12 protein-coding genes are annotated in these 13,146 nt (G+C 43.5%); 6 read left to right on the top strand and 6 right to left on the bottom strand.

Annotation, left to right across the window (positions count from 1 at the left end):
* Positions 1-4: 4 nt before the first annotated feature.
* From ACYQ2C_RS09480 to dksA, 4 genes are all read right to left on the bottom strand, one after another.
* Positions 5-2,974: an ATP-binding protein gene (locus tag ACYQ2C_RS09480; RefSeq protein ID WP_460101776.1), complete on the bottom strand. Its 2,970-nt coding sequence runs from the start codon at positions 2,972-2,974 to the stop codon at positions 5-7.
* The gene (locus ACYQ2C_RS09475; protein ID WP_460048485.1) at positions 2,971-3,156 is read right to left on the bottom strand and encodes a hypothetical protein; all 186 of its coding nucleotides are present in this window, start codon (positions 3,154-3,156) and stop codon (positions 2,971-2,973) included. Before ACYQ2C_RS09475 ends, ACYQ2C_RS09480 begins: the two co-directional genes overlap by 4 nt.
* A gap of 389 nt (positions 3,157-3,545) precedes the next feature.
* Positions 3,546-4,463: a tRNA glutamyl-Q(34) synthetase GluQRS gene (gene gluQRS, locus ACYQ2C_RS09470; RefSeq protein ID WP_460101778.1), complete on the bottom strand. Its 918-nt coding sequence runs from the start codon at positions 4,461-4,463 to the stop codon at positions 3,546-3,548.
* Positions 4,464-4,712: 249 nt separating this feature from the next.
* A complete protein-coding gene (gene dksA / locus ACYQ2C_RS09465) occupies positions 4,713-5,153 on the bottom strand; it encodes an RNA polymerase-binding protein DksA (RefSeq protein WP_460048483.1) in 441 nt (146 codons plus the stop codon).
* 225 nt (positions 5,154-5,378) lie between these two features.
* Between dksA and sfsA the strand changes: the two genes are divergently transcribed.
* A complete protein-coding gene (gene sfsA / locus ACYQ2C_RS09460; protein ID WP_460048482.1) occupies positions 5,379-6,122 on the top strand; it encodes a DNA/RNA nuclease SfsA in 744 nt (247 codons plus the stop codon).
* A 162-nt stretch (positions 6,123-6,284) separates the two neighbouring features.
* Here sfsA and ACYQ2C_RS09455 read toward each other — a convergent pair whose 3' ends face one another.
* Positions 6,285-7,349: a S1C family serine protease gene (locus ACYQ2C_RS09455; RefSeq protein WP_460101781.1), complete on the bottom strand. Its 1,065-nt coding sequence runs from the start codon at positions 7,347-7,349 to the stop codon at positions 6,285-6,287.
* 501 nt (positions 7,350-7,850) lie between these two features.
* Positions 7,851-8,150 carry a TfoX/Sxy family protein gene (locus tag ACYQ2C_RS09450; RefSeq protein ID WP_460048480.1) on the bottom strand — a complete coding sequence of 100 codons (300 nt, stop codon included), beginning with the start codon at positions 8,148-8,150 and terminating at the stop codon, positions 7,851-7,853.
* Positions 8,151-8,332: 182 nt separating this feature from the next.
* On the opposite strand from ACYQ2C_RS09450, the gene ACYQ2C_RS09445 reads away from it, so the two are divergent.
* The 5 genes from ACYQ2C_RS09445 to ACYQ2C_RS09425 all read left to right on the top strand — a co-directional run bounded on the left by ACYQ2C_RS09445 (position 8,333) and on the right by ACYQ2C_RS09425 (position 13,039).
* On the top strand, positions 8,333-9,079 hold the full coding sequence (locus ACYQ2C_RS09445) for a M15 family metallopeptidase (RefSeq protein ID WP_460101783.1): 747 nt from the start codon (positions 8,333-8,335) through the stop codon (positions 9,077-9,079).
* 160 nt (positions 9,080-9,239) lie between these two features.
* Positions 9,240-10,055, top strand: a complete 816-nt coding sequence (gene cysE, locus ACYQ2C_RS09440) for a serine O-acetyltransferase (RefSeq protein ID WP_460048477.1) — start codon at positions 9,240-9,242, stop codon at positions 10,053-10,055.
* Between the two features lie 249 nt (positions 10,056-10,304).
* Positions 10,305-10,943 (top strand): protein-L-isoaspartate(D-aspartate) O-methyltransferase, encoded by a 639-nt coding sequence (locus ACYQ2C_RS09435; protein ID WP_460115668.1) that lies wholly within the window; start codon positions 10,305-10,307, stop codon positions 10,941-10,943.
* Between the two features lie 131 nt (positions 10,944-11,074).
* Positions 11,075-12,028 carry a DUF368 domain-containing protein gene (locus ACYQ2C_RS09430; protein WP_460101785.1) on the top strand — a complete coding sequence of 318 codons (954 nt, stop codon included), beginning with the start codon at positions 11,075-11,077 and terminating at the stop codon, positions 12,026-12,028.
* Positions 12,029-12,268: 240 nt separating this feature from the next.
* A complete protein-coding gene (locus ACYQ2C_RS09425) occupies positions 12,269-13,039 on the top strand; it encodes a peptidoglycan DD-metalloendopeptidase family protein (RefSeq protein ID WP_460101787.1) in 771 nt (256 codons plus the stop codon).
* Positions 13,040-13,146: the final 107 nt, after the last annotated feature.

Genomic DNA, 13,146 nt, shown 5'->3' with positions numbered 1-13,146 from the left:
GAGGTTAAGTTTGCGGTGCCTGCGCAATAGATTCAACCCTATTCGGTATGCGAATGATGAATCTCGTGCCGGATTGTGTACTTTCGTGCACTGGACTTTCAATTTCTATGCTGCCACCGTGTTCCTGAACAATACTGTAAACCATGGCTAAACCCAAGCCTGTGCCTTTTCCGGGGTCTTTGGTCGTAAAAAACGGTTCCAGCACTTTTTCCTGATCTTCTTTTTTAATGCCTTCGCCTCGGTCGGTTACCCAAATCTCGATAAAACGTTCGATCTGGGCAGCTTCAACTTCGATCTCATCGAGGGGCTGGCTGGCGTCGCGGGCGTTGGATAACAGATTAATGAAAACCTGAATGAGTTTTTGCTCGTCGCCGTTGATGATCAATTCGGGATTAATTTTGTTGGTGTAAACGACTTCGGTGTGGTCTTTCTGTAAAGACAATAAGTGAATGGCTTCTTCGGCGCACTTGTGCAGAGGAATGGGATAAAAACCACTGCCTTCAAGATCACCCGCTCTGGAAAAGCTCACCAACGATTGCACAATACGGCTGATGCGATCGGTTTGAGACAGAATTTGATCCGCTGTTTCTAAGGTCTCAGGATTTTCATCTTCGTACTTAAGATTTTGCGCCAGGCAGGCAATACCTGTGACCGGGTTGCCAATTTCATGGGCAACACCTGCTGCCAAGCGGCCCACAGAGGCAAGGCGTTCGCTGTGCGTTAACTTTTGCTCAAGTTTTTTCAGTTCGGTAACGTCTTCGACAAGAATCACTTGACCATCGACACCGTCGTAAATGGACGGGCTGCTCAAGTCTGCCTTGTGCAGGTTGAAAAAGTGCTTGGCATTTTTAAGTTTGATGACCAAGTTATGTTGGTGGCGTAAATCGCTTTGGCAAAAGTCGTAGAGAAGATCGCCCCAGGGTTCAGGCAGATCTTTCAAATGTGAACCGGTAACACCGCTGGCTTCAATGCCGGTGATCTCTTCCATGGCTCGGTTCCACATCAGCACTTCTAAATCGGCGCCCAGAGAACACACGGCCAAAGGCAGTTCTTGCAACGTGTTACGGTGGTAACGGCGTAAGTTATCCAGCTCCGCCGATAAACCCGTGAGTCGATCTCGATAGCGATGCAGACGCGACTCAATGAGATTGATGTCGGTACTGCCGTCTTTTTCGGGTAATCGAAAGGGCAGGCTTTTGTCGACTACGCTTTTGGCGGTTGAACGACCCATGACTGCGGAAAGGTTCGATTCAAGCCGATCTCTGAGTCGGCGCAAGCTATAGGGCCTGCGCTCAGAAAAGTTAATACCTAACTCTTCAAGGGCTTTGTTGATGTGCGCTTCTGCCATGGTTGGGCCAAGTCTTTGGCTGAGCCGGTCTCGAATTTCTTCGCAGCTGTGTACGTCGAGAATCACTCGAACCGGATGACTTAATTCGTCTTCGGTACAGAGCGAGGCGCTAAAGCGTTCTTCGGCGGATTGCTGAGTTAGCAGTGAACCAATCACAAATCCGCAGCAATTAACGAACAGAGAAATAAACGCAACCTTGTCCCAAACCTCGATGCCCACCGAAACCGATCCAATAACCGGGAGTGTGTAAACCTTAAACTCTAGAAGGGTGGGTAATAACAGTCCTAACAGGCCAATGATAGAGCCCAATACAACTCCAACCATTAACCCCACTCGGTTGGCTCTTGCCCAATAAGGTGTTGCAAATACGGCCGGAAAAAACTGCAAAACTTGGATGAAAGCAATTAAGGCAAGATCGGTGATGCCTTGTCGGCCACGCAATGACAAGAAAAATAGATACGCGGTGGCAAAAATAACGCAAATAATGACTTTTCTAAGCCTGATTAATTTTAATCGCAGGTCGAGTTGATTACTCAAGGTAGAGAACGGCAAAACGATGTGGTTTAGCGTCATAACCGTACAGGCGACTGTAACAGACACTAAGGCGCCTGTTGCCGCAGAAATACCACCCAAATAGATAAATGCCGTGATCCAATCTTTCTCTAACGCCAAAGGAACGGCTAAGGTGAAATATTCGGTAGGTAACTCTACACCTAACGATTTCCCGGCCCATAAGATCGGAAAAATAGGGAAGGCCATAACAAATAAATAGCCCGGAAATGCCCACGAGGTGATTCGCATTGAGCGCGCTATGGGCATATTCACCATGGAAGTTTGAAAAATGTGTGGCATCGCTAAGGTGGCTGTTAAAAATACCACTAACAGTGCGTAAGCGCTTTGGTTTGGGTGGGCATTATGTAAGGCATTAAACGCTTCGGGATGTGCGATCAACCAGGTGTCTATTTCCGAAAAACCACCAAAAACGCCAAATATCGTTAACAGACCAACTGTAATCATGGCGGCAAGTTTGATGAGTGATTCAGCCGCCAGAGTAACGAATAAGCCCTTGTGTTTAAGTCGGCTGGCGCCGAATGTGAGAGTAAATACGGCAATGCCCAGGCAATAGACAAAGGCGATTACATCTTTGGTGAGCGAATTATTATTGCCGTTATTAATGTCATTAGACGAGGTCACAATTGCTGTGGTGTCGGCGATTACTTGAATTTGCACTGCCAGCAGCGGTAATAATGCCAATAAACTTAAAAAGGTAACGAGAATACCAACGGGTTGGCTGTGGTATCGAAAAACCAAAAGGTCTGCCAGCGAAGGAATTTTAAATCGACGCGTTAATTCTGCTAAAGGCGCTAAGGTTACCGGTGCAAACAAAAATAAAATGGCAGCACCAATATAAAAGCCCAGTGCACCCAGTCCAAAAGTTTCCGCCAATTCCACCGATCCGTAATAAGACCAAGCGCTATTGAAAACGCCCATCGATAAAATGTAAGTCGCTGGATGATTGATAATGGAGTTTGGAATCCATTCTTTGTTGGTGGCGTGGGCGACGAAGAACATCAACCCTACATACGCGATCATTAACGACAATATTGTGAAAAGGCTCAGCGTCATGGCTTATGTCCTTTTTCACGCTGCAATAGGAATGCAACCACGATTACCACAAACCACACGATAAAAGAGCGATACCAATTGCCGGATTCACTTTGAATCCAAGAGAAAATCGCCGGAGAAAAACAGGTAGTAATGAGTAACAGTGAGATTAATAAACGTTGGGTTAAGGTTGATTGATGCATGGCAGCACAGGTCTTAAAGTTATTATTAATTTCTATAGGAAACTCTGATTAACCCAGAGTTCTCAATGACACAAAGATGTGCCGCCAATTTCAAGAACAGTAAGTGATTGAAATTGTGAAGAAATATGAAATTGCCGGGCCAGTTTCTGTCTTCTGATTAAATCATGGCTGAGATAATCAGAGGTTGCTATAGCGTACCAAAGCTTTGCATGGGACGTATATCGAAGATTTAACGCGTATTTACAGCTGTTGATTGGTGTTTCTTCGACTTAGCTAAAAATTGGCAATGTAAAATACAAACGCCAATTTCTTTATAAATCCAGTAACTTATTGTTACCGTTATCTAAATGCGTCTTGATGTTAGTAGACCTTTAATTTAAGCGTGTTTTTTATAGTGTTGGTTCAAACATCATACCTTCTTGTTGCGGAATTTTATTGAGAGCCCAATGTTTTACCGCCCACGTTAATAATTCTTCCACCGAGCTAAGTTCTTTAATGTCTGGTGGTTTTTGTCGTAAGAAATCCAAAGCTTGATGAATATTTTTTAGAGCGTGTTGGTCGTTGATGGGCTTAGCTTTATTTTGTTTGCTGAGTTTTTGCTGATTATCGCCGAGCACAACGGGTAAATGGCCAAAAGTTGGTGCGATTGTATTGAAACTCTGGTACAGCAGAATTTGATTTGCTGTTGTCGACAGTAAATCACAGCCTCTTACAATATGAGAAATTCCTTGCTCAATATCGTCGCACACAACCGCTAATTGGTATGCGTATAAATTGTCTTTACGTTTCAGTACAAAAACATCTTCTGGATTGGATACAACGGTTTCTAATCGACCTTGTATTAAATCGTTGATAGCCACAATTTCAGATCGCTCCGGTACAAACTTAATTGCGCTGGGGCTTTGTGTTGGTGGTGGATGTCGTAAACAATAACCGTCGTAGCGATTGTCTAATTCTTGTAAGCGTTGACGAGTGCAATTACAGCGAAATGTTCTCGATTTTTTAGTCAATAATTCAAGGTGATTTTCGTATAAATCATAACGGTGAGACTGATACACAACCTCGCCATCCCAGTGGAGGTGGTGTGCTTCGAGTGACGATAAGATTGCCTTGCTTGCACCGGCTTCTTCTCTTGGCGGGTCTAAATCTTCAATTCTAACCAGCCAACGTCCTTGATTGAATTTTGCATCAAGGTAACTCGCTAATGCTGTCACCAAAGAACCAAAATGCAATTTACCCGAAGGAGATGGTGCAAATCGTCCACAGTAAGCGTTGTTTAAGGATGGATTTTTTAGTGTTTTTTGCACGATAAGTACGCGGAGCAAGTTGTTTGAAATTATTCTTGAAAGAACTTTAAAGTGCTTGTTTCTACACGGTACTGATTTTTAAACGACTGACTTAGCGAGAGCATTTAGAATCGCAGAAAAATATTAAAAACGGATTCGTAAATTAAATGGAATGGAATAAAACGGAACATAATTACAGCAACGTCAGATAATAGAAATATTCAGTTGCTGTAATTAATAGAAACTCGAAAAACAGTTAGCTGCTAAACATTAGCCGCCGATTTGTTTCTCGCGAATTTCATCGATGGTTTTGCAGTCTACACACAAGGTTGCAGTTGGACGCGCTTCTAGGCGACGAATACCAATTTCTACACCGCAGGTTTCGCAAAAGCCGTAATCACCAGAATCGATTAACTCTAATGTAGAGTCGATTTTTTTGATGAGCTTGCGTTCACGATCACGTGTGCGCAATTCCAAGCTAAATTCCTCTTCTTGGCTGGCGCGGTCTGCTGGATCAGGAAAATTAGCAGCTTCGTCTTTTAAATGGCTCATCGTACGATCGACTTCTTCCATGAGCTCTGATTTCCAGGCTAGCAGAATAGTACGAAAGTGCTCTTGTTGAGCGTCATTCATATACTCTTCGTCTGGTTTAATTTGGTACGGCGCAACTCCGTATGATGTCACTTTGTCTGATGCAGATGAGTTTGGCATTCTTATACGCCTCTTTATAGAAATCACAGACCCGTGGATATTGGGTTTACTGAGGAATTTTCAAGCCTAAATTTTAGAGGCAGGGAAGCTACCAGAAAGATTTAATTTATGCTACAGATTTTTTTCGGTTATTACTGCTAAGAATTTAAATCTGTGTTTTAGTAACCAATTACGGTATTTTGAAGGCATATTTGTTGTTATTGCACCTGTATTGAACAATTTTTTATGAGATTTAATCCTCCTTTTAATCAAGCGACTTTAATTAAGCGATATAAGCGGTTTTTAGTGGATGTTGACTGTGGTAACGGGCAGCTCAAAACCATTCATTGCCCCAATACGGGTTCAATGCGTAATTGTATAGAATCCGATAGCCGTTGCTGGTATTCGCTGTCGGACAATAAAAAGCGAAAATATCCTGAAACCTTAGAAATTGTTACCACACCTTCGGGACACCTCGCCGGAGTTAATACTTCAAGGGCGAATAAGTTAGTTGCTGAAGCGATTGGCGACGGTGTCATTCGAGAATTACGCAGCTATAGTTCCATAAAGCCTGAAATAAAATGCCCCGAGTTGGACAGCAGAATTGATTTCTTACTGACCGGTCATAAGCGCGATCCCAGAGAATGCTACGTTGAAGTGAAAAGCGTGACTCTGCTTGGTGACGGTGGTGAGACAGAAAATCAGCAAATAAAGGAAGGAAGAGGTTTTTTTCCCGATTCAGTCTCGGAACGAGGGACAAAACACCTAAAAGCGCTTATGAACTTGGTTGATCGTGGCAAGCGAGCAGTGATCTTCTATTGCGTACAGCATTCGGGTATTGAAAGTGTTTCACCTGCCGATCGTATCGATAAGATTTACGGTGAAACCCTCAGAAAAGCAGTGGCTCAGGGTGTTGAAGTGTTAGCTTATCGAGCTGAAATCTCCGATCGAGAGATTCGCCTCACGCGCCCATTACCGATCATTTTGTAAAAGCTTCTGATTAATCAATTTCCAACCGAATTAGTGGCATAAAGCCTTAAGATTTAAATACTGGATTAGCGCAAGAATTCTGAAGCGATTGAGCGAACTGCACATCCCTGTGCTGCTCAAAAATCTTAGTGAATCAAATTCCTGTCGGGCTCGACTCACATGTCACTGTGGGGCAATTAAGGTTACAGAGGTTTTTTGTGGCTTATTGTTGCGGATAAAGCTCACTGTGACCTTGTCTCCGGGCTTGTGAGCTTCAAGTACACTCAATAAATCATCCAGATTATCAATTCGAATGCCGTCTACAGCGGTAATAACATCACCCAGCGTTGTTGCTCCCCAACGATTAGTCGCAATACCTTCAAGGCCAGCTTTGTTTGCAGGGCCGTCTCGAAAAACTCGCAAAATCGGTATGCCGGGTAGATTATTATTGCGCGCCCAAGATACAGGCGCCAATTCAATTCCCATTACCGGTCTCACCAAATGGCCGTATTCGATCAGTTCTGGAACAATTTTTTTCACCGCGTTAACTGGAATGGCAAAGCCAATACCAATACTGGCGCCATTGGGGCTGTATATGGCGGCGTTCACGCCAATGAGTTCGCCGTCGGAATTCAATAAAGGCCCACCAGAATTACCAGGATTAATTGCGGCATCGGTTTGAATAACGTTTTGAATGGTTCGTTGATTCGGTGCTTGAATTTCTCGACCTAATGCACTGACCACGCCTGTGGTCAGTGTTGCGTCAAGCCCAAATGGATTGCCAATAGCGAGAACTTTTCGTCCTACTTGAAGATTTTCAGAATCGCCAACGGGGAGGGCTTTTAGGGCTTTTTTGGGCGCATCAATTTTTAGAACAGCAATATCTTTCTCAGGTGCTAAACCAACAACACTGGCACTCCACGCGCTTTGATCAGACAGTGTAATTGTGATTTCACGAGCACCATCAATCACGTGGAAGTTGGTAACTATATGTCCTGAGTTATCCCAAACGAAACCTGTACCCGTACCCTGAGGACGACGAGTGACATTGTAAGAGTAGGGATCTCTAACCAAGGTATTATTGGTGACAAATACAACTGAAGGGCTTGCCGATTTGAATATTTCGATGTTGTTTAATTCGTCGTCGGTAAGTGCAAAAGCAGGCTGAATGCACAAGCTCAGCAGAAAAATACTAACCAAAAAGGTAAACGAGTGTAGTTTATTTGACTGTGAAGTATTTATTTTCATAGTACTTGGGTTCTTCGTTCAAATGGGAAAAGTCTGAATTGAGAGACTTGAGGCGATAGATTCGCCGTCGCAGATCAGAACCAACAGTTTTAGTGGAATCCACCTGCAAGTGTGTTCTCAGCGTTATAGATAGGGGCGAGGGAATAAAATTCAAAAAAAGAGCCAGTCCAAATGGACTGGCTGAAAACCGTGATTAGCCTGATTAAGGAGAAGAGACCATGGAGTAAGGTTTCCTCTGTATCGAAACATTGTCTCGATGAGTTAATGATAACAAATCTCATTTGCATGTAAAGTGTTTTTGCAAATTATTCTCATTTATTTTATTCGAGCGCACATTTACCGATAGACTTGCATTACGTGTGTAAGCGAACAGTTGGAAAAAGGCTAAACTGGCGATTGATGTAAGATTTGAATCCGTTGGCATCAGCGCCAAGACAAGGTCTGTCTATAGCGCTGTTGGCCAAGGTTTATGAATGAAGTGGAGTTACGTTAACGAAGACGTTAGTGTTCGGCAGCAAGCATGGCAGCGGCATTGCCCGACAGGTGTTTTACTTCGGCAACCAATTTAGCTTTGGTGTCTGGGCCTAGGTCATTCCAATGCCTGTCTTGAAGAGCGCCTTGCAATGCATAGAGCATTACCTTAGACACATTAATGCCTCTTTTTTTGATGCGAACATACGCTTCAACGGCACCGACTTCTTTGAGATCGTCGGTATTGTGTATACCTACAGCGTGAAGGATGTTTACAGAGGCAGCCCCGATATTCTTAAGGTGAATAAGGTCAGTATTGTTAACGTTCATAAATTAGCCTTTATTTATTATTATCAAGCTTAAAAAATTATAAAAAGTACGAACTTTTTTGCTACTTACCCATATAGCGAATTGTTATGTTACACCTTAGAAAGTTTATGGGTAAATACTTGTTAAGGATTTTGCGATGCACAATCTTTTTCTGTTACCTAAGGTAGCAACACGGTTACAAGATGGCGGTTAAAGGCATGAAATTCGATGAATGTTGTGTAGGAAAAACCATATCCCACCTGGCTGAACCTGGCCCGGACAATCCGTTTGGCTGTTTACTTCATCCGAAAGTTTTACCTTCACTTAAAATTTTAGCAGATGCAGCAAAAAGTCAAGGTTTTGAATTGAAGGTTTATAGTGGTTTTCGTAGTTTTGATACCCAAATGACAATTTGGAATAGAAAGGCTGCAGGTGCACGGGTGATTTTAGACGCCAATGAAGAGCCAATTCCTTATGATTCTCTTAGTGGTTGGGAGCTAGCCCAAGCTATTTTGCGTTGGTCGGCGTTACCGGGCGCCTCTCGACATCACTGGGGTACAGACGTTGATATTATTGATGCCAGCGCTTGCAGTGAAGATTATTCTGTACAGTTGACCCAGAAAGAAGCAGCTAAAGATGGCATCTTTGGAAACTTTCATCAGTGGCTAACACATTGGTTAAGTGAGAATCCAGAATGTGGTTTTTATAAGCCCTACACAAAACCAGTGTTTGCTAATGATCCACAGTTTGGTATTGCGCCAGAACCGTGGCATTTGAGTTTTGCACCTGCAGCACAGAGGTTCGAGGAGCATTTTGATTTGTCCTATCTGTACCGGTTAATTGAGGTATCCGATATTTTGTTGAAAGATACGATACTCGAACACTTATCGGAAATTTACGAGAGATTCATCCGTGTGGGCTCAATGCCTAACCAAGTTGCGCATCATTAAGCTTGAATGAATATAAATAACTGCGGTTAAATTGCTGTGGCGAGTCTATGGAACCTCTGATTAACCCAGAGGCTGCTGTAAATCATTCATGCTGGCATCGATTGCGCAAGAGACTTATCCTAAACACATCTGCCCTACAATTTCTAACACAGAGCCGCACATGCAACTGTTAAGAGTCCAACAAAAGCCTGATCACCTAATTCATTTATGGGAAACCATTCGCGCTGAAGCTAAGCAAATGAGTTTGATAGAGCCAGAATTGGGCAGTCATTATCACTGTACTGTACTTAAACACGACAAGTTTAATCACAGCATTACCTACATATTGGCCGGGCTTCTGGAAAGCACTGATCTTCCTGCAATGTTGGTGCGTGAAGTTTGCGAACAGGCTTTGTCGAGTGATCCGAGTATTGAGATCTCGATGTTGGAAGATATAAAAGCATGCGTTGATCGCGATGCGGCCTGCGATACCTACATTACGCCTTTGCTTCATTACAAAGGTTTTCATGCCCTGCAATCCTACCGGATTGCCCATTGGTTATGGAAAGAAGGACGTAAACCGCTGGCGTTGTTTTTTCAAAATCGTATCTCAGAGATGTTTGCCGTTGATATTCATCCGGCCGCGCTGATTGGATCTGGAATTATGTTTGACCATGCTACGGGTATCGTCATCGGAGAGACTGCCATCATCGAAGATAATGTTTCTATGCTCCATTGCGTAACCCTCGGCGGCAGCGGTTGTGGGCGCGGTAAAAGACACCCAACCATTCGCCAAGGTGTGATGGTAGGTGCGGGCAGTAAAATCTTGGGTGATGTAGTCGTTGGAGAATGCGCGAAGGTTGCCGCAGGAAGTTTGGTAAAAATGTCGGTGCCTGCCTACACAACCGTCGCGGGTGTGCCTGCAAAAATCGTTGGTAAATCTCAGAAAACTCAGCAAGCGCCGTCTCAATCTATGGACCAACAAATCTCCGCGTAATCTCAGTTCTAGTGTGAAAAATCGTCTTGGTCTAGACGATTTTTTACGCGAAATGGCAGCTATCGCTTATTGTGTCTCGCGTTGATATAAACATCTTGATAAACAATGCGCAATTTCAATGCCTCAATAGGTGAAATTTCGTATACTTTATCTTTAAGCATTAACGTCAGTGCTTATGCCGTGGAACGATTCTTACATAGTATTCAATAATGTTCGGAAACTCTAAAGATGCATGATCAGGGAATTGGCATGACTTCCCAGCGCACTCGCCAACGTCTTACCCAGAGACTGCGCGAGCAGGGCATCACCAACAATCGAGTACTCTCGATTATCGAATCGACTCCCAGACACCTTTTTCTCGACGAAGCGCTGAGTCATCGCGCCTATGAGGATACTTCTCTGCCAATCGGACACGGACAAACACTTTCACAGCCTTACATTGTTGCACGTATGACTGAGATATTACTGGAACATGCGACCAGCAAAACCAGTGTGCTTGAGATTGGAACTGGCTCTGGGTATCAAACCTCAATCTTGGCGCAACTGTTTCAACAGGTTTACAGCATCGAACGCATCAAGCCTTTGCAAGACAAAGCTCGAAAGCGTCTTAGTCAGCTCAGTTTACGCAATGTCATTCTCAAGCATGCCGACGGCCAGTTTGGTTGGCCGCAAGAAAAGACCTTTGGTGCCATTATCAGTACAGCCGCGCCAACAGAGATTCCTCAAGAATTACTTGATCAGCTTGAAGTGGGTGGCGTGCTGGTTATTCCAGTCGGACAAGAGCAACAGATTCTAACGGTGGCCAAGCGCCAGCCTGATGAGAGTATTTCTATTACTAAAATAGAACCCGTAAAATTTGTACCATTACTTGGCGGTGTAACACGTTAGACTCGTTACACCTTTAATGTGGCTGTTTAAATCTTCTGCTGTTTATCGTTTCAATTCATCCGCGTGGGAACTCCACGCTGTCGTTTTAACTCTCTCATTAATATCTACTTGGTATCAAGGACGACAGTTTCATGACCAAACTCTTTAAGCATTATTTTTTATTAGTAGTTCGAGGAATGGCCATGGGGGCGGCTGATGTTGTGCCCGGTGTTTCTGGCGGTACTATTGCGTTTATCTCTGGGATTTACGAAGAGCTTATTAACTCTTTAAAAAGTATTGGCCCAAAAACCGTATTGATTTGGAAAAACCAAGGCTTAAAAGCGGCCTGGCAATCCATCAATGGTAACTTCCTGTTGGCAGTTTTTGGCGGCGTTTTGATCAGTCTATTTTCGCTATCAAAACTGATAGATGTAGCACTGCATCAGTACCCAATTTTAGTTTGGGCTTTTTTCTGGGGATTAGTGGTTGCGTCGGTGTGGCATCTCGTTCGACAAATAAAGTTTGAAAATCTAACCATTTGGGCTTGGATGGCATTTGGTGCCTTTGTCGCATTGGGTATTTCCATCGCCAAACCGGTAGCTTTACCAGCCTATTGGTGGGTGCTAATGCTCGGCGGTGCTGTGGCGATATGCGCAATGATCTTGCCGGGTATCTCCGGCAGTTTTATTTTATTGCTGCTGGGCTTGTATCCCATTTTTATTGATGCACTTGCCACCTTTAATATTGTGTTGCTGGCGAGCTTTGGTGCCGGATGTGTAATAGGCTTGATATGTTTTTCTAGGCTCTTGTCCTGGTTGCTTGCACGGTATCATTATCAGACACTGGCTTTGTTGACCGGATTTTTAATTGGCTCCCTCAATGTAATATGGCCTTGGAAACTTGTGCATGAAGTGCGTGTCGATCGACATGGTGATGCAATACCGGTCGTTCAAGAAAATGTACTACCCAATGTATACGCAGAAGTATCTGGACAAGCATCCTACTTAACCGAGGCACTCATATTAGCTTTTTTCGGTTTTGCACTTGTTCTATTTATTGAATTTTTTTATAAGAAATGGTCCTCAGCCACTCCAAATAGTCACTAAGGATAGATCAAAAGGTGCCTACTGAAATCAAGAAAAGGAAAAGTAAACCTGTAAATATCAGTAAAACGTCTTTTTGGTACCTTCTTTTTTATTTTTTTTTAGAATTTATCTTAATAGACCGCCAAGTTTTAAGCGGTCTCAAGCATATAATCGTTATATCGCGATATTCTAAAAGAGAATTATTTCACACTATCGTTGTTCAATGTTGGTGCTTTTATGTGCGGTAGGATGTTCAAGATCTTGATCATCCCGCTGATCATAACGGGATGCAGTTCACCTTCTCGGCCGGCAAAAGTGATTGAATTATCGCAACCACCGTCTAGAAATGTCACAACTCATGTTGTTTCGAAAGGCGAAACGCTATATTCAATCGCTTGGAGATACGGACTTGATTATAAAGGTTTAGCAAGAGCTAATAAAATTGGCGCCGATTACTACATTTACCCCGGCCAAGTATTGAATTTGGTCTCATTACCCGAAAAACCTAGCCCTTCCAAGAATACCCACACACAAAGTGTAGCTAAATCACGGTCTGCTACTTCCAATAATGATTCTGGTGTCAAAAAGGCGACACCGCCTCGTTCAAAACTGTTAACGCGATCACCCGCTCAACAAAATTCGCAAACCACCTCAAATTCTTCGGTCAACTGGGTTTGGCCCTCTCATGGAGCGATCGTTCGGCATTTTCGGGTTGGAGACCCCGAAGGTGAAGGGATTGATCTTGTGATGAAAAAGGGAGATTCTGTTGTTTCCGCCGCAGACGGTACCGTGGTCTACGCGGGTGAAGGACTTAGAAGATATGGCAAACTTCTCATTATAAAACACAACAAACAGTTCCTCAGCGCATACGCGCACGCCGATCGAATTCTGGTTGACGAAGGGAGCCAAGTTAAAGCAGGTCAGAAGGTTGCCGAAATAACTTCCGAAAGGATTAGTCAACCAAAGCTGTATTTTGAAATTCGTGACGGTGGTAAACCTGTCGATCCGTTGCGGTTTCTACCCAAAAGGTAGTGTGTTTCGAATGTGCTTTAGCGGTAAGTCCAAACAACAATAATATTTATAGGACTTCACATCCCAAAGTCAGGGTGTCACAGAATAAGAGTGTTGGTGAGCTCTTT

The sequence above is a fragment of the Sessilibacter sp. MAH3 genome, from assembly GCF_054658275.1.
Note: the sequence above shows the minus strand (reverse complement) of the source record. Positions and strands in the feature narration are given on the sequence as shown.